The following is a 23303-nucleotide window of genomic DNA, read 5'->3' on the forward strand; positions in this document are numbered from 1 at the left end:
AGAGATCACTCGAAGGATCACCCGATGACCGCGTTCACGTTCCCCGCGACGCGCCCACCGGGATCTCGTCGTACACCACTCTGCTGGACGCAACTCTACCGCCCCGCGCGCTGCGCGGCTCCTGCGTCGCGCGCGGTTGACGGCTGCGGCCGGCGCCCGTTCGCGGACCAACCGTCATGACGTGGGGACCTTCGTCCTCTGGGCATGCAGCAGGACTTCAAACTCCCGTCACGGGCAGTCGCCCGCCGGATCACGCCGGCCAAGCAGTCAACCCCGCGCGACGAAGGAGCGGCGCACACCGCGGGCGGCAGCCCACGCAACGCGGGGCGATAGCACCGCACACCACGCGGCGACAGCCGGGCAAACGGCGGGGCGCCAGCACCGCACACCGCGGGCGGCGGCAGCCCGCAAACCGCCCGGCGGTAGCGGGGCGAACCGCGGGGCGGCAGCGCGCAGGGAACCTCGGGGTGGGTGGGAGCGCGCGGAGCGGGTGCGACGAAGGAGTGGCCGCGTAGCACGCGGGGGCTGGACCGCGGCAGCTCAGAGGTCGTCGACGTACGGGGTTTGGCCGGTGAAGGTGAGGCGCCAGTCGGTGGTGCGGGCGTCGACGGTGAGGTCGTAGCCGTTGCGCTGGGCGGTGAGGTGGTGGTGGCCGTCGGCGACGGGGGCGAGGACGACCTTCCAGCCGCGGGCCTCGAGGGTCTCGGCGGCGAAGCTGAACTGGGCTTCCGCGTCGGGCGTGGTCGGGTCGCCGGTCTCGACCGTGATCTCGCAGACGGACTCGCGGCCGCGGTCGTCGGAGAGGGCACCCTGGTTCACCGGGCCGACGTCGTGGGTCACCATCGGCGTCTGGGCCGGTACGACGGTCGCCGCCACCGCGAGGAGTTCCGAGCGGAGGTAGTTGCGGGCTTCGGTCAGCGTCACAACCCCGTCATACACCTTGCCGCCAACCCACCGCGACGCCCAGCCGCGTTTCTTCACATCCCGACCGAAGTCCCCAGTGAGAACGTGATCAACCAGCCGCACTTCGTCACCTCCGCAAGCCGGGGTCTCCCCAGTCAGGTGATCCGCCACGCCCGGTTCGTCGGTCGCGAGCCGAGTCTCCCGGTTAGGTGATCCGCCAGCCGGGATTCGTCAGGTTGCGACCGGGGTCTCCCCCGGTCAAGGTGCCCCCGGTTCGTCAGTCGCGAGCGGGATCTCCCCGGTCAAGTGATCCGCCGGCCCGGATTCGTCAGGTTGTGACCGGGGTCTCGCCGGTGAGTGTGATCCGCCAGTCTGTCGACCAGGCGTGTACGGCGACGTCGAAGCCGGCTCGGGTCGCGATGACGCGGTAGTGACCGTTCTCCGGGGGTGCGACCTCGGCCGTCCAGCCTCTGGACCGGAAGGCATCCGCCGCGGCGTCGACGGCGGCGGCTGGATCCGGGGTCCGTGGGTTGCCGGTCTCGACGGTGATCCTGTGGATGATCGCGGATCCGCGACCGTCGAACAGGACACCCGGATTCACCGGACCGGGGTCGTGCGTGACCACCGGCTGCTGATCCGGTACGACGGCTGCCGCGACCGCCAGCAACTCACCCCGGAGGAACTCCCGCTCGCCCGTCATCGCCGCGGCCCTTCCGACTGCCGGGACCGGGCGGCGCCCGGCCGGCCGGTCACGCCCCGCCCGGCGGCATCCCGGGCGGACGCCTGCGCCGCGCCGGTTTCGGCGGAGGTCCGTGACGCGGGGCCTTGGGCGGAGTTCCGCGACGCGGGGCCCTGGGCGGAGTTCCGCGACGCGGGGCCCTGGGCGGAGTTCCGCGACGCGGGGCCCTGGGCGGAGTTCCGCGACGCGGGGCCCTGGGCGGAGGTCCGCGACGCGGGGCCCTGGGCGGAGGTCTGTGAGGCGGCGGCTTGGGCGGAGGACTGGGACGGCTTGGTGAGCGATGCGATCCCGTCGTACACCTTTGAGGCTGCGCCGGCGATCGTCTTCAACGGGTCGCCCCAGGAGGCGCCGAGGAGGAGTTTGGTCTCGGCCGATCGGCTGGTGCCGGTGGTCGTGATGGCGGCCAGGTCGCCGCGGACGACCCGGCCGATGTTGCGCAGGGCCTCGCTGTTCGGGCGGTAGTACTCGTTGTGCCAGTGCACCGACACCGCCTCGTCGTTGGCCAGCGGATCGTTGGTCGCCATCCTGATCGCGTCCGGGAAGGTGGCCGGATCGGGTCCGTGCCACGCGGTGTACGCAACATAGTCCCCGGGCGCGCGTTCGACGTACAGGCGGGTCGGGGTCGGCACGAAATCAGCCGCCTCGTCGATGTACTTCGTGATTCCCGGCGACCCGGTCAGGACCACCCGATCGGCCCGTCCACCGCGAAGGAGCGCCTGCCCGACCACGTCGGTGCCGTAGGAGTGACCGATCAGCGTGGTCTTCGCCTCGGGCGCCTTCACTGCCTCGAGATCAGTCAGGAACTGAGCCAGCCGTGGCCCGCCGGCCAACGCCGCCTGCTTGCTCGCTGCCGCCACCAGACCCTTCGGCGAGTCGTAATCGAGCCACACCACCACGGCCGTACCCGGACCCGACTCCTGCCGGATCAGGTCGCCACGGTCCGACTGCCCGCGGAACGTGTCCAGGCTGTTGCCCATCCCGGGGACCAGGACGGCGACGTTCTGCGCCTGATCGAGCTCGCCGAGCACCTCCACCGCCCGGCCCTGGCCATCGGGATCCACCTCGAGGAACTGACGGGGCCGCCGGACCTCGACGACCTTGCCCTCGGCATCGACCGCCGTACCCGTGACCGGGGTCAGAAGCTCGGCGACAGTCTCCAGCCGCCGTCGGTCGTCATCGTTCGCCGTCCCCGTGTCGACCGCGGCCTGAAGGCGGTCCCGGGCAGCGACGAGCCGGGCGTGATTGGCGCGGTACCGCTCAGCAAGCTGATCCATCGCGACTCCCCGTGACAGCCGATCACCTGGGCGTGAGATCGGCTGAGGGCAGTCTGACAGGTCAGAGGCTCACTCGGTCAGCGGAAGGCGAGGGACCAGTTCCCGGTGTGGTGCGAGAGGTTGACGGTGGCCAGCGGACGTACGTCGACGTGGCGCAGCGACTCGGCGGGCGCGTCGACCACGTACAGGACGACGGCTCGGGCGATCGCGGGATGGACGATCGCCAGCACCGTGCTGCGATCGTCATGACGCTCGGCCAGGTCCCCGAGCCAGTCGGCCACGCGGGCGAGCACGTCGTTCTCGGTCTCGCCGCCCGGGGTCGCGGTGTGCGGGCGCTCGAGCCAGGCCGACACCCGCTGCGGGTCCGTCGCGAGCAACTCCTCGAGGCCGCGACCCGCCCAGTCGCCGTACTCACGGTCCCGCAGGGCCGGCTCGACGACCGGGGTCAGGCCGAGCGCCTCGGCAGTGCGTACGGCGGCGCGCTCGGGGCCGGCGTACACCGCGTCGGCGTGGAGCTTCAGCTCGCCGGCAGCCTCGACACTCGCGGGATCCGGCTCGGCGTCGCCGCCGAGCACGAGTCCACGCAGCGCGGGTGTCAACGCATGCGCGAGGAGTGTCAAGGCCGTCAAGCGGCGACCACCTTCTGTCGGACGAGCCGGCGGTCCACCGTGGCGGCGTACCCGAAGCCGAGCAGGAGCCACAGCGTCGCCTGCGTACCGAGCGAGGCGAACCGGAACTGCCACAGCAGCGTAGCGGGGAACGTCTCCGGAACCTCGTTGATTCGCGGCAGGATCAGGTACGCCGCCACGATCGTGACGAGGAAGCCGATCACCCCACCGGCGAGCCGGGCGAGGTCGCCGTACCGCTCGGCCCAGCGGGACGCCGCGACGCCGGCCCAGACCGCGAGCAGACCGATCACCAGCGTGAGCAGGTACGTGACCGTCCGGCGGGTGATCGTGTCCGGGTCGCCGACCGCGGGTGGGTTCGGTGGGTACTTCAGGAACGGCACCAGCACCATCCCGACGAATCCGGCCGCGGCCAGGCCGAGCGCGGCGTACGCGTCGTTCTCGGTCCGGAGCTTGCGCCGGAGCAGGGTGAAGCCGACGGCGAACAGTCCGCCGAGGGCGACGCCGTACAGGCTGGTGGCAAGGAAGAGACCGGCCTTCTGGCCCTCGCGGCTGACGAGCGGCTTCTCTTCTTCGGCGGCAGGCTCAGCGCTGTCGCCATGGTCGTGGGTGTGCGCGGCACCGGCCTCTTCGATCGCGATGGCCGCGTCGACACGCGGTTCACCCATCACATAGGCGAAGGTCCCGGCCAGGAGGCCGGCGAAGAGTCCGACGATCAGTCCGCGCACCAGGAGCGATCCGAAGGTGCGCATGAGATCTAGTGGCAGGGCACGCCGAGTAGGTGGCGGCCGTCATGCATCAGCTCGTGCAGGTACATCCCGGACTGGGAGACCGCGCCCTGGTCGAACCCGACCAGGTAGGCGAGCAGAAGCATCAGACCGACGCTGAGCAGCGCGACGGCGAGAAGCCGGGGAGAGAATGCCGGTACGGCGACCGAGCGGGCAGGAGCTGCCATCTGAACCTCCTGGGGAAGTGCGCGTCCCCTTCGAAAGGCTGCTGGTACCCGAGCGTCCTGACTCACGAGCAAGCTCGCTCACAGTGGCGCGGCCGTGCCGGACTCTCACCGGCTTCCCTCATGGCACCGCAGTTTGTCCTTCGAACCGTAGAGCCCGGCCAAGACACCGGTCAACGGATCACGGCGTGGCGGTGATCTATCCCACCCGATCACCCCTCGCGTGCTCCGCCGGCGCTTCCTTCGTCGCTGCGCTCCCCAGCGCGCCCGCTCCGCGCGCTCCCACCCGCCCCTCGGCTCATCGCCGGTGCATCCCCTTCCGGCTACCGCCGGGCCGCGCGGGCTGCCGCCCGCCAGCTGCTCGCTACCGCTCGCGAGCAACCACCACGCCAGCGCGTATCGGCTGGACAACTGGGGGGACGGGTTCACGACACGGCCACAGCGGGACGTCCACCCGAACGGTTGAGCTGGGACGAGACCTCGGGGTGTGGGTCCGGCAGGCGTCGGCTCCCCGGTTCCTCGTCACCCCGGTCCGCTCCCCAAGGGCACCAGCCGAGCAGTCGCTCGCGAGCGGCAGCTCGCACCCCCGGCGGCGGCAGCCGGCACGGCCCGGCGGCAGCCGGCAGGGGCCCGGCGGTAGCCGGAAGGGGATGCACCGGCGACAGCCGGCAACAACGCACCGGCGATGAGCCGGGGGGTGGGTGGGAGCGCGCGGAGCGGGCGCGCTGAGGAGCGTAGCGACGAAGGAAGCGCCCGCGGAGCACGCGGGGGCGGACCAGATCCCACTACCCTGAGGAGATGCCGTCCGCTCATCACCTGGTCGCGTTCGCGATCACCGCGTTCATCATCATCGTCGTGCCCGGGCCGAGTGTGCTGTTCATCGTCGGACGGGCGCTCGCGGTAGGGCGGCGGGAGGCGGTGCTGACGATGGTCGGCAACACCGTCGGCGCGTCCGTACTGCTGGTGCTGGTCTCGCTCGGGCTCGGCACCCTGATCGCGGCCAGCGCCATCGCCCTGACCGTCGTGAAGCTGGCGGGAGCGGCGTACCTGATCTATCTCGGCGTGCACGCGTTCCGGACCCGGAAGTCGCTGGTCGAGGCGATGACGAGTGGCGTGAAGCCGGGCAACACCCGCCGTACTCTCCGGCAGGGCTTCCTGGTCGGGCTCACGAACGCCAAGACCGCGGTGTTCTTCGCCGCGGTCCTGCCGCAGTTCGTGGACAAGGGCGCGAGCAGCCCGGCGTGGCTGCAGATCCTCGTCCTCGGCCTGATCTTCATCCTGATCGCGCTCTGCTCGGACAGCGTCTGGGCGCTCGTGGCCGGAACGGCTCGCGAGTGGTTCGCGCGCTCCCCGCGCCGGCTCGAGCTCGTCGGCGGGACCGGCGGCCTGATGATCATCGGCCTCGGCGCCAGCATCGCCGTGACGGGTTCTAAGGAGTAGCTGTCCGCCGGCCCGCCTGTACGCCGAGCAGCGCGAGCAGAGCCGGGAGCCCGAAGGCCACCAGGTACGCCGTGATCGCGGAGTGCGGCTCGAGCGCGGCGAACAGCGATCCACCGACCGCCAGGACCGTTGCCGTGGCCAACGAGTCGCTCAGCTGCAGCGCGGAACTGTTGGCACCCTGCTGATCGCGCTCCGAGTACTCGAGGACGAGCACCGACAGCGTCGGGAAGACCGTACCCATGCCGAGCCCGGTAAGGCTCCAGCCCAGGATGCCGACGACAACCGGCACCTGCGAGTTGAGGGTCAACGCCGCGGTGACGATGCCGAGCAGGATGAAGACCATGCCGGCCTGCAGGAAGACCGCGTGCGAGAACGGCTGGTTCGGCCGGCCGCGGTACCAGGAGGCGGCGGTCCAGCTCAGCGCACTCACGGTCAGCACCAGCCCCGCAAGCGCCGGCGACAGGCCGCGCTCCCGGGTGAGCATCAACGGCAGGAACACCTCGGCGCCGAAGCCGGCCGCCGCCACCAGACCGCGCAGTGCGATCACCGACGGCAGACCGCGTCCGAACGTGAACGTCCCACTGGGCAGCAGCCGCGGTGCGAACGCGATCACCCCGGCCAGACCGACCGCCAGCAGGACAAGCTGGAGTACGCTGCGCTGCTGGCCACCGTAGTGCAGCAGGCCAACGCCGACCGCGGCCGCGATCGCCCAGAGCGCCCGCTTGTCCCACAGCCGTCCCGGGCGTGCCTCGTGAGCACTGCCGCGGGCCAGACCGGGCCGCATCACGAGGGCGGCCGGGATCGCGAGCGCCGGTACGGCGAGGAAGACGATCCGCCAACTGGTGTGCTCGACGATCAGGCCCGCGATCGCGGGACCAACCAGTGACGGGACGACCCAACCAGTGGCGAAGGCGGCGAAGATCCGCGGACGCAACCGGGCCGGGTACAACTGCCCGACGACGACGTACAAGGCGACCGTCAGCAAGCCGGAGCCGAAGCCTTGGATGATCCGGCCGGCGACCAGGACCTCCATGCTCGGAGCCAGCCCGGCGATGATCAGACCGGCCAGAAACCACGCGGTGCCGTGCCAGAGCGGGCGGGTCGGGCCCTTGAGGTCGCTCCAGGTGCCGGAGACCACCATCGCGACCACGCCGGAGGCGAGCGGGCCGCCGAACGCGAGCGCGTACAGGCTGAGCCCGTCCAGGGCCTGCGCGACCGTCGGCATCGCGGTCGTGACGGCGAGGGACTCGAACGCGACCAGGGTGATCAGCGCGACCATGCCGACCGTGAGGGCTCGGTACTGCGGCGCGAGTACGCCGCCTGAGTCAACGGTCGGTGCGGTGGCGGGCTCGGCAGCGGTGGTCATGCCGAGAACCTTCGGACATCAAGTGGGCTTTAAGTCAAGCCCGTCAGAGAACCGCGGCGAGCACCAGCGCGATGATCGGCGGGACGGCCTGGGTCGCGCCGGCGCGGGCCATCCGCCGGTCGGACGCGATCAGCACGATGCCGGCACCCGCCATGCACGCACACGCGAACAGTGCGATGGCGTGGCCCTTGTCGCCGCCCCAGATCAGGCCGCCGAGCGCGCCGATGGCCAGGAAGAGGTTGTAGAAGCCCTGGTTGAACGCCCAGGGCGCGGCCGCCGCGGCCTCGGTCTCGTCCTTGATCAGGAACCGCTTGTAAGTGCTCGGCTTGCGGAACAGCAGGCTCTCCATCGCGAACACCGCGACATGGAACACCCCGGCCAGCACGACGAAGATCTGCGCGATCACGCTCATGCGCGAACCGTACCGTCGCTCGGCCCGCGCGACTCGCGACCCGCCGTCAGCCCCGCCAGTCGACGCTGAACGCCCGCGCCGGGTTGGTCCTGAAGACCGCTTCGGCCACCTCGGCGCCCAAGTGACGCTCGATCCGGGGCCGGAGACGGGTGAGCAGGAACGGCATCCCGGGTCCTTCACCCGTGGACGCGCGGGCGCGGGCGGTCGTCGTGTCGCCGCCGAGCAGCAGCCGATCGGCGTACCCCGCGTCGACGAGCGCGGCCAGGCAGTCCATCAGCCGCGGATCGGTCGCGCTGTTCGCCCGCGACGGCCCGTCGAACGCCAGCCACGCACCCCGCTCGGCCAACTCGAGATGCGCGCGGTGGTCGGGGAACCGGTTGAGATGCCCGAGGATCACCGCCGACGGCGGTACGTCGAGCTCGTCGACCAGCAGATCCAGTACGGCGTCCGCCGCGGAACCGAGCTCGTGATGGATCGCGATCGGCGCGCCGGTCACGTGATGCGCCTCGGCCGCCGCCCGCATCACCAACTCGGCGTGCGCATCCAGTACGTGGAACCCACCGGCCACCTTGATCACTCCGGCCCGGACCGAACTGTTGCCGATGCCAACGGTCAGCTCGCGCACGAAGATCTCGGCCAGGCCGTCGCGTACCTTGTCCACGAAGCCCTCCGGGTAATGCTCCCGGCGATGCAGTCCCGTTGCCGCGATCAACGAAACCCCTGTGCTGGTCGAGATTCCGGGCAACAGCTCAGCTCGGCGGCCCAACCCGTGTGGCGTCCACTGCACGATCGCCTGTCCACCGGCCGCCGCGAACGCCTCGATTTCGGCCACCGCGGCAGCCTCGTCGTCCAGCTCCTGCCCGGGCAGCATCACCGAACGGAAGAACAGATGGTCGTGGGAGTCGGTGATGCCGAGCGCTTCGGGTCGCAGGTCACCCAGAACGGTGCGGATCACGACTCTTCCTCGGCGAGGGCGGCCGTGCCGAGCCGGAGTCCGGCGAGCGCCTTCGGCACACCGACGTACGGCGCTGGATGGACCTCGGCGATCTCGGCCGGGCTCATGCCGATCCGGAGGCTGGTGCGGATGTGACCGGCCAACTGGGGCTCGACGCCGCCCAGGGCGGTGAGTGCGGCCAGGTTGTGTTCCAGCGGCGCGAATGTCGCCTCCCTGAGCGCGAGGTCCTGCAGTTGGTCGAGCAGTTCGCGGCCGGCGGTCCGGTCGAGTACGGCGTCCCGCATCGCATCCTCCTTGTAACGGCTGAACCGTTACCAACGTAACGGGTGAGGCGTTACGATGTCCAGGTGGTTGATCGCAGGGAGTTCCGGCTGGACTGTGGCGCGACGTGGCTGAACCTGCTCGCCACGCGGGGAACGCATTTCGGGGAGCACCCGGTCGAGCGGGTGCCGACGGTCGAGCGTCTTGCCGAGTGGCTGGCGCTGGTCGAGCTGCGGCCGACGCATGCGGTGCGGGCGACGGATCTCGAGGCTGCGTGGGACCTTCGCGAAACGCTGCGGCCGATCGCGCTCGCGACAGTCGACGGTGTGGCGCCGGATCCTGAGCCGGTTGCAGCGCTCAGTCGCTTTCTCGACGCCGATCCGGTCACGCTGACGGTGACCGACCGCTTGGTCCGCAGCCGGCCCGCCACCACCGCCGACGCACTTCGCCGAATCGCCCGCCAGGCAGTCGATCACTTGACCGGCCCGGAGCGCACCTTCCTCCTCGCGTGCTCCGAGTCCGACTGCCGAGGCGTCTTCCTGGACACCACCGGCCGCCGCCGCTGGTGCCCCAACCCCGCCTGCGCCAGCCGAGGCCGAGTCCGGGCCCACCGCGCCAGAAAGGCCCAGTCGGAGTGACTGGGCCTTTCGTTTGGATAGTGCGGGTCTAGCGACCGCGGCGGGAACTGCCGGCGCGGGTGCCGGCGGAGAATGCGGCGGCTCCGGCTGGGCGGGCCGCGGAGCCCGGCGTGGTCGTGGTGTAGGTCTTCGCGCCGCCGGAGCCTGCGCGGGACTTCGAACGACCGCCACCGCGGGCCGCGCGAGACGGCTGGGTGGAGCGACCCGACGGAGACGACTGGGACGAGCGGCCCGAAGCGGCCGAGCCCCGGGATGTGCCCTGGTCGGTCGCCGGCTTGGCTGCACCCGCAGCGCGGCGGCGGTTGCCTCGACCGGAGCCACGACCGCCCGATCCCTCGACTCGGGCCGGCTGGTCGGGCTTGGCGGACGGCTCGACGAACGTGCGCTCGCCGGGAGCCAGCTCGGTCAGCAGCGGGTCACCCGACGTGAGCTTGGTGACCGTCGGCGCGATGCCGGCCTTACGGGTGAGGTCGCGGACATCGCGAACCTGGTCATCGGTCATCAGCGTGACGACCGTACCCTCTGCTCCCGCGCGAGCAGTCCGCCCCGAGCGGTGCAAGTACGCCTTGTGCTCGATCGGCGGATCCGCGTGGATGACCAGCGCGACATCGTCGACGTGGATCCCACGAGCCGCGATGTCGGTCGCGACCAGCGTCTTCGCCGTACCGGCGGCAAACGCCTCCAAGTTCCGCGTACGGGCGCCCTGCGACAGGTTGCCATGCAACTCGACGGCCGGCACGCCCTGCGCGATCAGCTTCTTCGTCAGCGCCTTCGCGCCGTACTTCGTCCTCGTGAAAACCAGCGAACGCCCGGGGGCGGCGGTCAGGTCGACGAGCACCGGCAGCCGGGTGTCGGCCTTCACGTGCAGGACGTGGTGCGTCATCTTCGCGACCGGCGACTGCGCCGAGTCGACGCTGTGCGTGACCGGGTCGGTCATGAAGCGCTGGACGAGTACGTCGACGCCGGCGTCCAGCGTGGCCGAGAACAGCAGCCGCTGGGCGGTCGACGGGGTCGCCTCGAGAATTCGCCGTACCGCGGGCAGGAAGCCGAGATCGGCCATGTGGTCGGCCTCGTCGAGCACGGTGATCTCGACCGCGTCGAGTTTCGCGTGCCCGGCCTGGACGTGGTCCTCGAGCCGGCCCGGGCAGGCGACGACGATGTCGGCGCCCTTCCGCAGCCCGGTGATCTGCGGGCCGTGACCGACGCCGCCGAAGACCGTCATCGTGCGCAGGTCGAGCGCGTCGGCGAGCGGCGTGATCGACGCCTGGATCTGGGTCGCGAGCTCGCGGGTCGGGGCGAGGATCAGCGCGCGCGGGTGGTTCGGCCGGCGCTTGGTCCGGCTCGCGGCGAGGCGGGCCAGGACCGGCAGGACGAACGCGTACGTCTTGCCCGATCCGGTCCGGCCGCGACCGAGAACGTCCTTGCCGGCCAGCGAATCCGGCAACGTCGCCGCCTGGATCGGGAACGGCTTGGACACGCCGACGGTCGCGAGCGCGGCCACCAGGGAAGCGGGGACGCCGAGGTCGGCGAACGTGAGGTTGTCCGGGACAACGATCGGCGCCACCTCGTCGTACGTGACGGCGTTGTTGCTCTCAGCAACCTTCGAGTGACGGGAGCCGCGACCCGCGGTGCCGGCAGGCGGGCCGAAGAGTGGCGCGTCGGCGGCGGATTTGTTGCGTCGGGCACCGGATCTGCTGCGGCGGCGTGGTTGCGCCGAATCGTTGCGCGGTGTGCTGGTTGCGCTCCGCGGACCGGACTGCTGGGAAGTGGATTGTTTCTGGGGGGATGTGGACGTGGGGCGGCTGGCCGCCATGCAATGCTCCAAAGAAAGTCGTGGGTCGTCCTGCCCGGCGCGGCTGCTGTTGGGTGCCGCGGCGCGTGGTGGTCGACTGCCGGCGCAACGTGTTTGCGCTCTCCGGCCCGAGGCAGAACTGGGCGGGCCGTCGTCAACAGTCTACGGCACGCGGGTCCGAACCCTTGCAGGGTTTCCACAGGACGCTCGTCACATGGGTTAGGTTCTGGCTCGTGACGACACAGTTTCGACTGGATCCGCCCACCGCCGCCGGCGAACGCGAACTCCTGCAGGGATTCCTCGATTTCCACCGCGGCACGCTGCTCTGGAAGGTGTCCGGCCTCACCGGCGACCAACTCGTCCAGCGCACCGTCGAGCCGTCCAGCATGTCACTGATTGGTCTGGTCCGGCACCTGACCGAGGTCGAGAAGTACTGGTTCCACCGAGCGCTCGCCCAGGTCCCCGCCGAGCCGAAGTTCTGGACCGCCGAACACCCCGACGGCGACTTCGACCTCGCGGACCCCGCGCAAGCCGAGCAGGACCTCGAGGACTACCGCCAAACCGTCAGAACCTCCGACGAGCTAGCCGCCCACCACACCCTCGACGACACCTTCACCCGCCCGAACCACGAAGGCGCCTACTCCGTCCGCTACCTCTACATCCACATGATCGAGGAATACGCCCGCCACAACGGCCACGCCGACCTCCTCCGAGAACGCCTCGACGGCCACACCGGCGAGTAGATGGTCGCGGGGTGACTGCGGGTGGGTAAGCAGTCACGCGACACCTGACGCGCGCTCAACAAGCGAGCGCCGACCCTGCAGGAGTACGCGAGGCGGCAGCCGCCCGCAAAGGTTCGGGTGGGTGGGAGCGCGCGTAGCGGGCGCGATGGAGGAGTGGCCGCGTAGCGCGCGTGGGGAAGAACCTACGGCTTGATGGAGCGGATCAGGCCGACGAGGTCGTTGACCACGCCTCGGACGCCGGGGATTCGGGTGAGGCGGAGGAGGCGGTCGACGAGTGGGACCGATCTGTCTATCAGGGTTTTCGTGCGGTGGAGGTTTTCGCTGGAGTCGTGGACCCAGAAGAGGACTATGCCCATCTGGAGGAGCCAGAGGAGTTCGGGGAGTTCGGCTTTCAGGTCGGCGGGGAGTTTGAGGTCGGAGCCGTCGACGACGCGGCGGAAGATCTCGACGCTGGCGTCGCGGGCGGGTCGGGACTCGGGGCTGAAGGGGGACAGCGGGCTCTTCGGGTCCGCGGCGGTCTTGAAGAACGTCCCGGCGAACTCGTGGTACGGCGCGGCGACGTCGAGCCAGGTCCGGAGTACGCCGGTCATCCGCGGTACGAACGCCTTCTCGGTTGTCAGGATCGACTCGACGGCCTCGCGGTGCTGCACCTGCAGGTGGTCGTAGTACGCCTGCATCAGGTGCTCTTTGGAGCCGTAGTAGTAGTACGCGTTGCCGACCGAGACTCCCGCCTCGGTGGCGATCGCGCGCATCGTCGTCTTGGCGTATCCCTGCGAGCGGAACAGCCGCAGCGCGGTGGACAGGATCAGCTCCCGGGTCTGCTCACCCTTGGCGGTCGCACTCTCCGTCACATCGGTCAGCGTAGTCACCTCCGTTCAAACGCCGCAGCCCCGCGGCCGCCTGGACCATGGCCCGCGCCACCGGCCGCATGGCCGGGCTCGCCAGCCGTACGGCGGTGTGCCGGTGCTCCCACGTACTCCACAGGCACACGATCCACGCCCGGTCGCCGACGTACACGGACCCGTCGTCGGCGACCACCGTCACCTCCCGCAGTGTCGCGTCGTGGTCGAGCGACGGGTAGAGCGCCCGCGCGTCCGTCGACCCCGCCGCGACGAACCGCAGGCGCACCACCCCTCCCCTCCCGTTCGGCGCCGGCCGCTGCGCCGCCAGCCAGTCCTTGAACCGGCGGCACAGTCCACACTGCGCGTCGTACAGAACGGTCAGCTCCTGCATGACGACAACCGCTCAGTACCCAGCCGGCAACGGGGGCTCGGTGCCGGTCAGCGCACCGGCCGGGATGACGCCGTTCGGCGGGACCGGTGGGTTGGTCATCTGCTCGATCCGGCTGCGGCGGCGGATCGCGTTGAAGATCCAGACGTTCGACAGGTGCAGCACCCCGAGCACGACCATCACGGTCCCGAGCTTCACGCTCAGCTGCTCGAACACCCCACGGGCGTCGGCCACCGCGCTGCCGCCGCGCAGGAACAGCGTCACGAAGCCGAGGTTGACCAGGTAGAACCCGACCACCAGCAGCCGGTTCACCGCGTCGGCGAAGTCCTCGTTGCCGTGGAACACGTCGATCAGGAAGATCCGGCCGTTCCGGCTCAGCGTCCGGGCCACCCAGATCGTCAGCGGCACCGCGACCAGCAGGTAGATCAGGTACGTCGTCACGGTCAAGTTCATCTCGTCCCCACTTCTTGAACACGTTCAAATCATCGTCGAGCCGAGCGTACGACGGTCTTTTGAACATGTTCAAGTCAGCAAGAGCGTGAGCTGGGTCTCCTGCTGCGGCAGGATGGCGACCATGACGACCTGGGTCTTCGAAGGAACCGTGCTCCCGGCCGGTGACACCACGCGTCTCAAGCTCGGCACCTCAGGCGCCACGGAGGTGCTGCCCGGGCGGTTCGGCGTACCGGGGCTGGTCGACTCGCACTGTCACCTGACCGTCGGGATGGACGAGCTCGGTCCGCGGCTGTTCGGCGCCGACTTCGCCGGCGAGCGTCTCGACCAGCTCGCGGCCGCCGGAGTGAGCGCCGTCCGCGATGTCGGTGGCGATCGATCGGTCACGCTCAAGCTCGCGGCCACGCCGGACGACGGGCGACCGCTGGTCCTCGCGGCCGGCCGGTTCCTCGCCCCGACCGGGCGCTACTTCCCACGCATGCACGAGCCGGTCGAGCCGGAGGACCTGCTCACCGCGGTCGGAGCCGAACTGGACGACGGCGCGACCTGGGTGAAGCTCGTCGCCGACTTCCCGGCGGTCGGCCCGGACGGCCCGATCCGGGACAGCCCGATGGAGCAGACCTACCCGACCGAGCTGGTCCGAGCCGTGGTCGAGCTCGCCCACGGCCGCGGCGCCCGGGTCGCGACGCACACCAACACCGAGATCGTCAGCGACCTGATCCGCGTCGGCGTCGACTCGATCGAGCACGGTACGTCGATCACCGAGCAGGACCTCGAGACCCTCGGCGCGCGTGGCGGCGCCTGGACCCCGACGCTGTGCGCGTCCGTCGCTCCGCGGCCGGACGCCACGCCGGAGCAGGCCAAGCGACGCCAGGCCAAGTCGGAGTACGTCGCGTCGATGCTCGAACTCGCCGATCGGTACGGCGTTCGCGTGCTGACCGGATCCGATGTCGTCGGGACCGTCGCCGGCGAGATCGACCTGCTGGTCAAGCACGGACTGACCGTCGACCAAGCCCTCGTGGCCGCATCGACCGGAGCGCAGGACTACCTGGGGCTCTCCGGCGACGGCAACCTCGTCACGTACGACGCCGATCCGCGGGAGCACCCCGAAGTCCTCGCGAACCCGGCCGCGGTCGTCCTCAACCACCGCCGGATCTCATGAAGGAGAAGGACCTCGACAGGTGGGTGGCGAAGTACCGCAAAGCCTGGGAGTCGAACGACCCCTCCGACATCGCCGCACTCTGGACCGAGGACGCCGCGTGGTACCGGCGCCCGGACGAGGAGCCGGTCCTGGGCCGGGACGCGATCGTGCAGGCCTGGCTGGAGGTCGCGGACGCTCCGGGCGAGACGTCGTTCGAGTACGAGGTGCTCGGCTTCGGTGACGGCGTCGGGTTCGTCCGCGGCTGGACGACGTACCAGACCGATCCGCCGGGTGAGTTCAGCAACCTGTGGGTGATCCGGCTGGACCGGGACCGGGCGCACGAGTTCATCGAGTGGTGGATGGAGAAGCCTGGTCGTGTCTGGTAATCCGCGCAGTAGGCAGGGGATTACCAGACACGACTTAGTCGGCTACGCTCGCGGAGAGGCACTCAGGGTGCCACCGGTCCGCGGGAAGGGCTCAGCCCGCCTGATCACGGAGTTTGTGGCACGTGTTCACCTCCTTTCTCGCCTGACGACGCGGACAGCAGGCTCGTAGAGAGGAGGTCGCGATGCCGACCCGGAATCTCCCCGACGACCCCAACCTGGACCACCTGCGCAAACAGGCCAAGGCCTTGCTCAAGCAGGTCCGCGCCGGGGACCGCGAAGCCGTCGCCCTGGCCGACGAGTTCCATCCCGTGCAGTCGCTGGCCGACGCGCAACTGGTGATCGCCCGCAGCTACGGATTCCCCAGCTGGCCGCGGATCGTGCGGCACCTCGAGCTCGTCGACCGCTACAGCCGCTCACCGCATCGACAGTCCGTCGGCGGGCCGTTGGACACTCCGGAGCAACGTGCCGACGAGTTCCTCCGGCTGGCGACACTGCACTACGGCCAGGACGACCCGGCCCGGCAGCGATCCGCCCGGGATCTCCTCGACCGCTTCCCGGAGGTTGCCCAGAGCAACATCTACACGAAGGTGGTGGCCGGCGACCTGGACGCCGTACGCGCGGAACTGCCGGCGTCCGCAAGCACCGAAGGCGGACCATATCGCTGGGAACCGTTGCTGTATCTCACCTACAGCCGCCTGGACGCATCCCATCAAGTGGAGATCGCTCGGTTGCTGCTCGAGCACGGCGCGGACCCGAACGCGGGGTATCTCTGGCAGGGCCTTCCGTCACCGTTCACCGCGTTGACCGGCGTGTTCGGCCGAGGTGAGGGCGATCAGCCACCACATCGCGACCGGATCGAGCTCGCCCGGCTGCTGCTGGAGGCGGGCGCGGATCCGAACGACAGCCAGACCATGTACAACTGCGGTCCCGGCGCTCCCCCGCCGTACGACGATGTGCACCTGGAGCTCCTGCTCGAGTACGGACTGGGCCGGGGTGACGGCGGTCCGTGGCACGAGCGGATGACCACCGCGCACCCGACTCCGCAGCAACTCCTGGAGGACGAGCTGGTGTTCGCCTCGTCGACAGGGCTGCTTCATCGGGTCGAGCTAGTGCTTGCCCAGGGCACCGATCCGGAGGGACGCGGGACCCAACATCCGGTGTTCTCTGGGCATCGGGCGTACGAACTGGCCGCCGTACAAGGGCACACCGAGATCGCCGAACTGCTCCGCGCCCGCGGTGCGGCGCCGCTCGACGAGGTCCACGAGGTGTTCGCCGCGATCATGCGGGGCGAGACGCCCGACGTCAGCCCGGAGCTCGCGGCGCGGGCCGTCGCGCGCAATCCCTATCTGCCGATCCGGGCCGGCGAGCTCGGGCGGACCGAGGCGCTGGAACCATTGCGGGACCTGGGCTTCGACCTCGACATCATGGGCGGCTCCGGGCCGATCCATCAGGCCGCGATCAACGGTCACCTGGACACGGTGAAGAAGCTCGTCGAGCTCGGAGCGGACCCGGAGCGGCGCGATCCGTCGTACGGCGGGAACGCGCTGGGCTGGGCCGAGCACAGCCACCAGCAAGCGGTGATCGACTACCTCAAGGGCTTACCGCGAGGAACAGGAACGCGGTGAACACCATCAGGTGCACGGCGCCCTGAAGAAGCGTCGCCCGGCCGGTGGCGAGGGTGAGCGTGCCGGTCACGACGGTCAGCGCGAACAGCACCATCTCCTTGCCACCAAGGCCCAGCACGAGCGGTCCACTCAGCCAGATCGACGCGACCGCGATCGCCGGGATGGTCAGGCCGATGCTTGCGAGCGCCGAGCCGAGCGCGAGGTTGACGCTGGTCTGGAGACGGTTCCGCAGTGCCGCGCGGACTGCGGCAACCGTCTCCGGCAGCAGCACCAGCAACGCGATCACGACACCGACGACGGCCAGCGGCGCACCGGCCGATTCGACCGCCGACTCCAGCCTCGGCGAGACCGTCTTGGCCAGGCCGACCACCGAGATCAGACAGACGAACAGCAACCCGAGGCTGAGCAGCGCGACCTTCCCGCTCGGCGCGTTGGCGTGCTCCTCCTCGCTCTCCTCGGCGTCGGTCTCCGACTGGACCGGGAGAAAGTAGTCCCGGTGCCGGATCGTCTGCACGAAGACGAAGATGCCGTACATGACCAGCGACGTGACGCCGGCGAACGCGAGCTGCGGCGGGCTGAACTGCGGACCGGGCGCGCTGGTGGTGAACGTCGGCAGCACCAAGCTCAGCGTGACGAGCGCAGTCATCACGGCCAAGAGGCTGCTGGACGCCTGCACCCGGAACTCCTGCACGTGATGCTTCAGCGAACCGACAACGAGAGACAGTCCGAGGATGCCGTTGCAGGTGATCATCACCGCGGCGAACACGGTGTCCCGCGCCAGCGACGCGGCCTTCTCACCACCGGACGCCATCAGCGTCACGATCAGCGCGACCTCGATGATGGTCACCGCGAGCGCGAGGATCAGGGTGCCGAACGGCTCACCGACCCGATGCGCGACGACCTCGGCGTGATGAACCGCGGCGATCACCGCCGCACCGAGCCCGGCGCAGACCAGGATCAGCAGCACCGCGCCCAGACTGCGACCCCAGGACAGCAGCAGGACGACGAAAGCGAGCGGGGGCACGGCCAGACTCCAGCGCGGCAGCCCTTGAACCACGGTGTTTGTCATCCTCAGACAGCCTATCGGGAATCCACTTGGCATCCCGCGACCCTCGGGTGATGCTTCTCGCATCATGACTGTGGAGATCAGAACTGCTACCGATGCTGACTGGGCGGCTATTTGGCCGTTCTTTCGTGAGATTGTTACTGCGCGGGAGACGTATACGTACGATCCGGAGTTGACCGAGGAGCAGGCGCGGGCGTTGTGGATGTCGCCGTCGAGTGCGGCGTTGAGCCGGACGACGGTGGCGGTTGATGCCGATGGCACCGTTCTGGGCAGTGCCAACATGTATCCGAACCGGCCGGGGCCTGGCGCGCATGTGGCGAGCGCGAGCTTCATGGTGGACGGGGCGGCCCGGGGTAAGGGTGTTGGCCGGCTGCTGTGTGAGGACATGATCGCCTGGGCCGGGCGGGAGGGCTTCCGGTCGATCCAGTTCAACGCGGTGGTGGAGACCAACGAGCCGGCGGTTCACCTCTGGCAGGCGCTCGGCTTCCGCATCGCGGGCACCGTTCCCGAGGCGTTCAACCACCCGAAGCTCGGGTACGTCGGTCTGCACGTGATGTACCGTCCGCTGCCATGACCGATAGCCGGGCTCGGCGGATGTGGAAGGCGCTCGAGCCGTTTCACGCGATCACCTACTTCTCGCCGGAGACCAGGCAGGCCACCGACGCGCTCGGGCTGAAGGGTGGCTGGATGAGCTACTTCGGCTGCCGGGCGGCGCCGCTCGGTCCGGTCGGGCCGGCGGTGGTCGCTGCCGTGTTCTACAACTTCCACCCGGCGATGGTCGCTCGCGCGTTGCCGGATGCGTGGAGCTACGCGACTCCGGAACAGCTGCTCGACGCACGGTTGTCGGCCGTCGACAGCGCCGTACGGCGCCTGTTCCCGGGCGCATCGTTCACGCGCGTGGCGGAAGTGGCTCGTCGTGCCGCTGAGCTCGCGCCGGTCGGTGGGCGACCGGTCGCCGCGGCCAACGCGGCGCTGGAGTGGCCGGATGAACCACATCTGGTGTTGTGGCAGGCGACGACGATCCTGCGGGAGTCGCGGGGTGACGGGCATGTTGCGGCGCTGGTTGGCGCCGGCCTGAGTCCGTGCCAGGCGTGCGTGACGATCTCTGCCGCGGGCGGGCCGTCGAAGGAGGTCTTTCAGGTCAACCGGCGGTGGAGCGACGAGGACTGGGCCGCCGCTGAGGATGACCTGCGGCAGCGTGGGTTGCTCGACTCCGCTGGGGCGCTCACCGACACCGGGCGGGCGTTGCGGCAGCAGGTCGAGGACACCACGGACGCGCTGGCCGAGCAGGGTTGGCGAGCGCTCGGCGACGACCTGACCACTGAGCTGCACGACTTGGTGCACCCGTTGAGCGCGACGTTGATGTCCAGTGGCGTGATCCCACCGGACAACCCAATGGCTATGCGCTGGGACTAACCGTCGAGGCGGTCGGCCACCCGGCGGATCGCGCCGGCCAGCTCCGCTCCGGTCGGGGCGCTATCGGTGTCGAACATGTTCAGTGCGACGACGCCGAGGCGAAGGCGTTGTTCTACTTCGCGTTGGAGCCACTCGCGTACGACCGGCGCGACGTCGCGGCGCAGCAGCAGATCGTCGAGGAGCAGTTCGCGGGGAAGCTCGACAGCTAGTCGCGCGGCCGGATCGCGCTCGTCGGCGACGCCGGGTACTGTGCGTCGCCGCTGTCCGGGATGGGGACGAGCCTCGCCATCGTCGGCGCTTACGTCCTCGCCGGTGAGTTGCACGCGGCCGGCGGTGACCACGGGCGCGCTTTCGCGGAGTACGACGTACGCATGCGGGGATTCGTTGCGGCCTGCCAGAAGCAGGGTGTGGACGGCGCTCGATGGTTCATCCCGGGGAGCAAGTGGTTCGCGGCGTTGCGGAACCTCACCTTCCCGATGCTGCCGTACCTGCCGTGGCGCAAGCTGATCGACGAGCAGCCGCTGAAGGTGGGCATCGCGATCGAGCTCAGGACGTACGCGGTGTCATTCGAAGGCCCGTCGCAGCGGCCCGCAGCACCGCGGCCGTGAGCGCGTCGAGGATGCCGGACTCGAGCTTCCAGTGCTGCCAGTACAGCGGGACGTCGATGTACTTGCCTGGGGCAACGTCCACCAGGCGGCCGGCGGCCAGCTCAGGTTCGGCGACCTCGTCCTCGATCATCCCCCAGCCGAGCCCGATCCGGACCGCCTGGTGGAAGGCGCCGGGCGCGGGGACCGCGTGGGTCGGTGGATCGAGCTTCCGCCTGGTGACCTTGCGGATCAACCGGTGCTGGAGCACGTCCTTCGCGTTGAACACCATCATCGGTGCATCCGCGAGCGCATCGGCCAAGGGCTTTCCGGTCAGCCAGCGTTCGGCGTACTCGGGGGTGGCGACGGGCAGGTACCGCATCTTGCCGAGCGGTACGACGCGGCAGCCCTGGACCGGCCGTGGGTCGGCGGTCACCGCGGCCAGGACCGTGCCGTTGCGCAGGAACTCGGCGGAGTGCTCCTCGTCCTCCTGATGGACCAGGAACCTGGCGTTGTGGTTCTGCGACAGGTCCAGCATCGCGGGCAGGAACCAGTTGTTGAGCGAGTCCGCGTTGACGGCGATCGGAAGCCGGAGCGCGTCGACCGTGCCGCGGACGGCGATGATCGCCTCGAGCTCGAGCAGCGAGACCTGGCGGGCGAGCCGGAGCAGCGCTTGACCCGCCTCGGTCGGTTGCGCGGGCTTCCCACGCATCACCACGACCTGGCCAAGCCGGCTCTCCAACGCCTTGATGCGCTGGCTGACCGCGGACGGCGTCACCTGCAGACGCCGGGCGGCCGCGTCGAAACTGCCTTCGTCGACGACGGCCGCGAACGTCTCGAGCTGCGCGGAGTCGAACTGCATGATGAAGCAATCCTAATGGTACGTCAGAATCTTTAGCTGGTTTGCAGGGCTGGAACTTCCTACCGTCGAAGGTATGCCCCTCTTCGCCGGCTTTGCCACGTCCTTGACCCTGATCGTCGCGATCGGCGCGCAGAACGCCTTCGTCCTCCGTCAGGGCCTGCGCCGCGAGCACGTGCTGCCGGTCGTCCTCACCTGCGCGCTGTCCGACGCACTCCTGATCTCCAGCGGCATCGCGGGCCTCGGCGCCCTGCTCACCCGCAGCCAGTTGGCCCTCGACCTGGCCAAGTTCGGCGGCGCCGCGTTCCTCTACCTGTACGCCGGTTTCGCCGCGAAGCGAGCCCTCAACCCCGGCTCCATCAGCCCCGCCGGCCACGCCCCGGCCGCCCTCCGCAGCGTTGTCCTCACCTGCCTCGGCTTCACCTACCTGAACCCGCACGTCTACCTCGACACCGTCGTCCTGCTCGGCTCCCTCGCCAACCAGCGCGGCACCGACGGCCGCTGGCTCTACGGCCTAGGCGCCGTCACCGCCAGCTTCGCCTGGTTCTTCTCCCTGGGCTTCCTCTCCCGCAAACTCACCCCGATCTTCGCCCGCGCCCGCTCCTGGCAGATCCTGGACACCGCCATCGCCGTCCTCATGGCCGGCCTCGCCACCTGGATGCTGCTGCCCTGATCGCACCGCAGAATGAGCGCGTGGACGTGACGGTGCTTTGTGATGCGGTGGCGGTGTTTCCGGAGGAGGTTTCGGAGGCCTTGCCTGGGTGGACGACGGAGCATGCGGAGTGGACGGCCGCTGTCGTGCCGGGGAACGTGCGGGGCGAGGGGTGGTGGCTGCACTTTCACAGCTATCTGGTGACTGGGGATGCCGGAGTCGTGTTGGTGGATGCGGGGGTGGGGCCGGCGGGTGGGGAGGCGGCTGAGTGGTTGGGGGTTGGTGGGCGGTTGCCGGGGTTGCTGGAGTTGGCGGGGGTGGGGGTGGACGAGGTTGATGCGGTGGTGTTGACGCATGTGCATCTGGATCACGTGGGGTGGGCTGCGGACGGGGCGGCGCCGATGTTTCCGAAGGCGGAGTACGTCGTGCAGCGGGATGAAGTGGAGCATGTGCGGGGCGGAACGACGTACGAGCGGATGATCCGGCCGATCGTGGAGTCGGGGCAGTTGCGGGTGGTGGAGGGGGAGACCGCGCTGCGGGGGATGCGGTTGGTGCCGACGCCGGGGCATACGCCTGGACATCAGTCGGTGGTGACGTCGCGGGCGGTGCTCGGGGGTGATGTGCTGGTGCATCCGGCGCAGGCTCGGTGGCCTGAGCTCACCTATGTGTATGAGCGGGATCCGGCGGTCGCCGTGACGTCGCGGCGGGAAGTGCTCGCGCTGGCGGCCGCGCTCGGGATTCCGGTCGCGGCCTCGCATCCACATGCGGCGCTGTCGAGTGATGCTCGATCTGTCGCCGCGGCGGGCGCCGGCGACGTCGTCTGTCCGCCGTACCAGCTTTAGCGGTAGCCCGTGGTGTCGGCCGGCTTGCCGGGGTCCTGGACCTCGACGATGTAGCGCCACGCGTCCGGGCGGCTGCCGTCGAGGTCGGCGAAGCCGTAGAGCTGGGCGAGCTCACCGCTGGACGTGGACTTGCCGTTCCACCGGCGTACGTCGGGATCCGCGGCGAGCGCCGCCACCGCGCGGCCGACGTACGACGGGCTCTCGGAGATCGCGAAGTGCGGGATCCGCTCGGTCGCGTCCCGCCAGGTCTCCTCGGTCACGCCGAACCCGTCGAGCATCGCCTCCGACCGGAGCCAGCCGGGCGTGAGCAGGACCGCGGTCGCGTCGTACTGGTCGAGCTCGTGGGCAAGCGCGAATGCCATCCGGCTGACGGCGCCCTTCGCGACGTCGTAGAAGAACGAGACCCGGTAGTGGTCGGCGTTGTAGTCGTTCGTGCCGTCGGTCATCTCGACGACCAGGCCACCGGGTGACTTGATCAGCAGCGGCAGTGCGTAGTGGCTGGTGATCGCGTGCGTGTGGACGCCGAGCTGCAGCAGCCGCAGACCGCCTTCGAGATCGCTCTCCCACACCGTCTTGTCCCACTCGGGCTCGCCGTGCTGACCCCAGATGTCGTTCACCAGGATGTGCAGCGCGCCCTGCTCGCGCTCGATCCGGTCGATCAGGTCGCGCACCTGCTCAGGCACGAGATGGTCGACCGGTACGGCGATGCCGTGGCCGCCGGCCGCGTCGACGAGCTCCGCGGTGTCCTCGATCGTCTCCGGCCGGTTCATCTCCGACCGCCCGGCCCGGGTGCTGCGACCGGTCACGTACACGGTCGCGCCGGCGGCGCCGAGCTCGACCGCGATCCCCCGCCCGGCCGCCCGGCTCCCGCCGGTCACCAGCGCCACCTTCCCCGCCAACGGCTGCATGCCGCCTCCTCCTTTTTCCATACGCTGTATGATTATGTACCAT

28 protein-coding genes and 1 riboswitch are annotated in these 23303 nt (G+C 69.8%); of the genes, 11 read left to right on the plus strand and 17 right to left on the minus strand.

Annotation, left to right across the window (positions count from 1 at the left end):
- Positions 1-540 precede the first annotated feature (540 nt).
- The 6 genes from ACZ6O0_RS38980 to ACZ6O0_RS39005 form a co-directional block, all read right to left on the minus strand.
- The gene (locus ACZ6O0_RS38980) at positions 541-924 is read right to left on the minus strand and encodes a hypothetical protein (protein WP_465770103.1); all 384 of its coding nucleotides are present in this window, start codon (positions 922-924) and stop codon (positions 541-543) included.
- Positions 925-1231: 307 nt separating this feature from the next.
- Entirely contained in the window at positions 1232-1603 is a 372-nt protein-coding gene (locus ACZ6O0_RS38985) for a hypothetical protein (RefSeq protein WP_465770104.1), read from the minus strand.
- Entirely contained in the window at positions 1600-2916 is a 1317-nt protein-coding gene (locus ACZ6O0_RS38990) for an alpha/beta hydrolase (protein ID WP_465770105.1), read from the minus strand. The genes ACZ6O0_RS38985 and ACZ6O0_RS38990 overlap by 4 nt, the downstream gene beginning before the upstream one ends.
- A gap of 77 nt (positions 2917-2993) precedes the next feature.
- A complete protein-coding gene (locus ACZ6O0_RS38995) occupies positions 2994-3545 on the minus strand; it encodes a histidine phosphatase family protein (protein WP_465770106.1) in 552 nt (183 codons plus the stop codon).
- Positions 3542-4294, minus strand: a complete 753-nt coding sequence (locus tag ACZ6O0_RS39000; RefSeq protein ID WP_465770107.1) for a CbtA family protein — start codon at positions 4292-4294, stop codon at positions 3542-3544. Before ACZ6O0_RS39000 ends, ACZ6O0_RS38995 begins: the two co-directional genes overlap by 4 nt.
- Before the next feature lie 5 nt (positions 4295-4299).
- Positions 4300-4497 carry a CbtB domain-containing protein gene (locus ACZ6O0_RS39005; RefSeq protein ID WP_465770108.1) on the minus strand — a complete coding sequence of 66 codons (198 nt, stop codon included), beginning with the start codon at positions 4495-4497 and terminating at the stop codon, positions 4300-4302.
- A 52-nt stretch (positions 4498-4549) separates the two neighbouring features.
- Positions 4550-4614: riboswitch (cobalamin riboswitch) on the minus strand.
- A gap of 678 nt (positions 4615-5292) precedes the next feature.
- On the opposite strand from ACZ6O0_RS39005, the gene ACZ6O0_RS39010 reads away from it, so the two are divergent.
- The gene (locus ACZ6O0_RS39010; RefSeq protein WP_465770109.1) at positions 5293-5934 is read left to right on the plus strand and encodes a LysE family translocator; all 642 of its coding nucleotides are present in this window, start codon (positions 5293-5295) and stop codon (positions 5932-5934) included.
- On the opposite strand, the gene ACZ6O0_RS39015 is transcribed toward ACZ6O0_RS39010, so the two are convergent.
- Genes ACZ6O0_RS39015 through ACZ6O0_RS39030 form a run of 4 tightly spaced genes read right to left on the minus strand, consistent with a single transcriptional unit; the run spans position 5924 to position 8951 of the window.
- A complete protein-coding gene (locus ACZ6O0_RS39015; RefSeq protein ID WP_465770110.1) occupies positions 5924-7300 on the minus strand; it encodes an MFS transporter in 1377 nt (458 codons plus the stop codon). The genes ACZ6O0_RS39010 and ACZ6O0_RS39015 overlap by 11 nt on opposite strands.
- A 43-nt stretch (positions 7301-7343) precedes the next feature.
- A complete protein-coding gene (locus ACZ6O0_RS39020; protein ID WP_465770111.1) occupies positions 7344-7712 on the minus strand; it encodes a DUF1304 domain-containing protein in 369 nt (122 codons plus the stop codon).
- Between the two features lie 46 nt (positions 7713-7758).
- Positions 7759-8667, minus strand: coding sequence for a phosphotriesterase family protein (locus ACZ6O0_RS39025; protein ID WP_465770112.1), 909 nt, complete (start codon positions 8665-8667; stop codon positions 7759-7761).
- Positions 8664-8951, minus strand: a complete 288-nt coding sequence (locus ACZ6O0_RS39030) for a carboxymuconolactone decarboxylase family protein (protein ID WP_465770113.1) — start codon at positions 8949-8951, stop codon at positions 8664-8666. Before ACZ6O0_RS39030 ends, ACZ6O0_RS39025 begins: the two co-directional genes overlap by 4 nt.
- 63 nt (positions 8952-9014) lie before the next feature.
- Between ACZ6O0_RS39030 and ACZ6O0_RS39035 the strand changes: the two genes are divergently transcribed.
- Positions 9015-9566 carry a CGNR zinc finger domain-containing protein gene (locus ACZ6O0_RS39035; protein ID WP_465770114.1) on the plus strand — a complete coding sequence of 184 codons (552 nt, stop codon included), beginning with the start codon at positions 9015-9017 and terminating at the stop codon, positions 9564-9566.
- 28 nt (positions 9567-9594) lie between these two features.
- Here ACZ6O0_RS39035 and ACZ6O0_RS39040 read toward each other — a convergent pair whose 3' ends face one another.
- Positions 9595-11130 (minus strand): DEAD/DEAH box helicase, encoded by a 1536-nt coding sequence (locus ACZ6O0_RS39040; protein ID WP_465770115.1) that lies wholly within the window; start codon positions 11128-11130, stop codon positions 9595-9597.
- A 461-nt stretch (positions 11131-11591) separates the two neighbouring features.
- Here ACZ6O0_RS39040 and ACZ6O0_RS39045 point away from each other — a divergent pair, with 461 nt between their 5' ends.
- Positions 11592-12101, plus strand: a complete 510-nt coding sequence (locus tag ACZ6O0_RS39045) for a DinB family protein (RefSeq protein WP_465770116.1) — start codon at positions 11592-11594, stop codon at positions 12099-12101.
- 182 nt (positions 12102-12283) lie between these two features.
- On the opposite strand, the gene ACZ6O0_RS39050 is transcribed toward ACZ6O0_RS39045, so the two are convergent.
- From ACZ6O0_RS39050 to ACZ6O0_RS39060, 3 genes are read right to left on the minus strand one after another with little or no spacing between them, the layout of a single operon-like run.
- Positions 12284-12952, minus strand: coding sequence for a TetR family transcriptional regulator (locus ACZ6O0_RS39050; RefSeq protein WP_465770117.1), 669 nt, complete (start codon positions 12950-12952; stop codon positions 12284-12286).
- Positions 12924-13334, minus strand: coding sequence for a thiol-disulfide oxidoreductase DCC family protein (locus ACZ6O0_RS39055; RefSeq protein ID WP_465770118.1), 411 nt, complete (start codon positions 13332-13334; stop codon positions 12924-12926). Before ACZ6O0_RS39055 ends, ACZ6O0_RS39050 begins: the two co-directional genes overlap by 29 nt.
- A 12-nt stretch (positions 13335-13346) precedes the next feature.
- Entirely contained in the window at positions 13347-13784 is a 438-nt protein-coding gene (locus ACZ6O0_RS39060; protein WP_465770119.1) for a hypothetical protein, read from the minus strand.
- A gap of 121 nt (positions 13785-13905) precedes the next feature.
- On the opposite strand from ACZ6O0_RS39060, the gene ACZ6O0_RS39065 reads away from it, so the two are divergent.
- The 3 genes from ACZ6O0_RS39065 to ACZ6O0_RS39075 all read left to right on the plus strand — a co-directional run bounded on the left by ACZ6O0_RS39065 (position 13906) and on the right by ACZ6O0_RS39075 (position 16933).
- Positions 13906-14943 (plus strand): amidohydrolase family protein, encoded by a 1038-nt coding sequence (locus ACZ6O0_RS39065; protein ID WP_465770120.1) that lies wholly within the window; start codon positions 13906-13908, stop codon positions 14941-14943.
- Positions 14940-15308, plus strand: coding sequence for a YybH family protein (locus tag ACZ6O0_RS39070; protein WP_465770121.1), 369 nt, complete (start codon positions 14940-14942; stop codon positions 15306-15308). The genes ACZ6O0_RS39065 and ACZ6O0_RS39070 overlap by 4 nt, the downstream gene beginning before the upstream one ends.
- A 182-nt stretch (positions 15309-15490) precedes the next feature.
- Positions 15491-16933, plus strand: a complete 1443-nt coding sequence (locus ACZ6O0_RS39075; RefSeq protein WP_465770122.1) for an ankyrin repeat domain-containing protein — start codon at positions 15491-15493, stop codon at positions 16931-16933.
- Here the strand turns inward: ACZ6O0_RS39075 and ACZ6O0_RS39080 are convergent.
- Positions 16899-18002 (minus strand): calcium:cation antiporter, encoded by a 1104-nt coding sequence (locus ACZ6O0_RS39080; RefSeq protein ID WP_465770123.1) that lies wholly within the window; start codon positions 18000-18002, stop codon positions 16899-16901. The genes ACZ6O0_RS39075 and ACZ6O0_RS39080 overlap by 35 nt on opposite strands.
- A gap of 64 nt (positions 18003-18066) precedes the next feature.
- On the opposite strand from ACZ6O0_RS39080, the gene ACZ6O0_RS39085 reads away from it, so the two are divergent.
- From ACZ6O0_RS39085 to ACZ6O0_RS39095, 3 genes are all read left to right on the plus strand, one after another.
- Positions 18067-18573 carry a GNAT family N-acetyltransferase gene (locus tag ACZ6O0_RS39085; RefSeq protein ID WP_465770124.1) on the plus strand — a complete coding sequence of 169 codons (507 nt, stop codon included), beginning with the start codon at positions 18067-18069 and terminating at the stop codon, positions 18571-18573.
- Complete coding sequence (locus tag ACZ6O0_RS39090) at positions 18570-19415, plus strand: SCO6745 family protein (RefSeq protein WP_465770125.1); 846 nt, start codon at positions 18570-18572, stop codon at positions 19413-19415. Before ACZ6O0_RS39085 ends, ACZ6O0_RS39090 begins: the two co-directional genes overlap by 4 nt.
- 269 nt (positions 19416-19684) lie before the next feature.
- Complete coding sequence (locus tag ACZ6O0_RS39095) at positions 19685-20023, plus strand: hypothetical protein (protein WP_465770126.1); 339 nt, start codon at positions 19685-19687, stop codon at positions 20021-20023.
- On the opposite strand, the gene ACZ6O0_RS39100 is transcribed toward ACZ6O0_RS39095, so the two are convergent.
- Positions 19962-20861, minus strand: a complete 900-nt coding sequence (locus ACZ6O0_RS39100; RefSeq protein ID WP_465770127.1) for a LysR family transcriptional regulator ArgP — start codon at positions 20859-20861, stop codon at positions 19962-19964. The two genes, ACZ6O0_RS39095 and ACZ6O0_RS39100, sit on opposite strands and share 62 nt — an antisense overlap.
- Positions 20862-20934: 73 nt before the next feature.
- Here ACZ6O0_RS39100 and ACZ6O0_RS39105 point away from each other — a divergent pair, with 73 nt between their 5' ends.
- Both ACZ6O0_RS39105 and ACZ6O0_RS39110 read left to right on the plus strand, forming a co-directional pair.
- Positions 20935-21531, plus strand: coding sequence for a LysE/ArgO family amino acid transporter (locus ACZ6O0_RS39105; RefSeq protein WP_465770128.1), 597 nt, complete (start codon positions 20935-20937; stop codon positions 21529-21531).
- A gap of 20 nt (positions 21532-21551) precedes the next feature.
- Positions 21552-22352, plus strand: a complete 801-nt coding sequence (locus ACZ6O0_RS39110; protein WP_465770129.1) for an MBL fold metallo-hydrolase — start codon at positions 21552-21554, stop codon at positions 22350-22352.
- On the opposite strand, the gene ACZ6O0_RS39115 is transcribed toward ACZ6O0_RS39110, so the two are convergent.
- The gene (locus ACZ6O0_RS39115) at positions 22349-23260 is read right to left on the minus strand and encodes an SDR family oxidoreductase (RefSeq protein WP_465770130.1); all 912 of its coding nucleotides are present in this window, start codon (positions 23258-23260) and stop codon (positions 22349-22351) included. The two genes, ACZ6O0_RS39110 and ACZ6O0_RS39115, sit on opposite strands and share 4 nt — an antisense overlap.
- Between the last annotated feature and the right edge of the window lie 43 nt (positions 23261-23303).

Source organism: Kribbella sp. NPDC048837 (assembly GCF_055586945.1).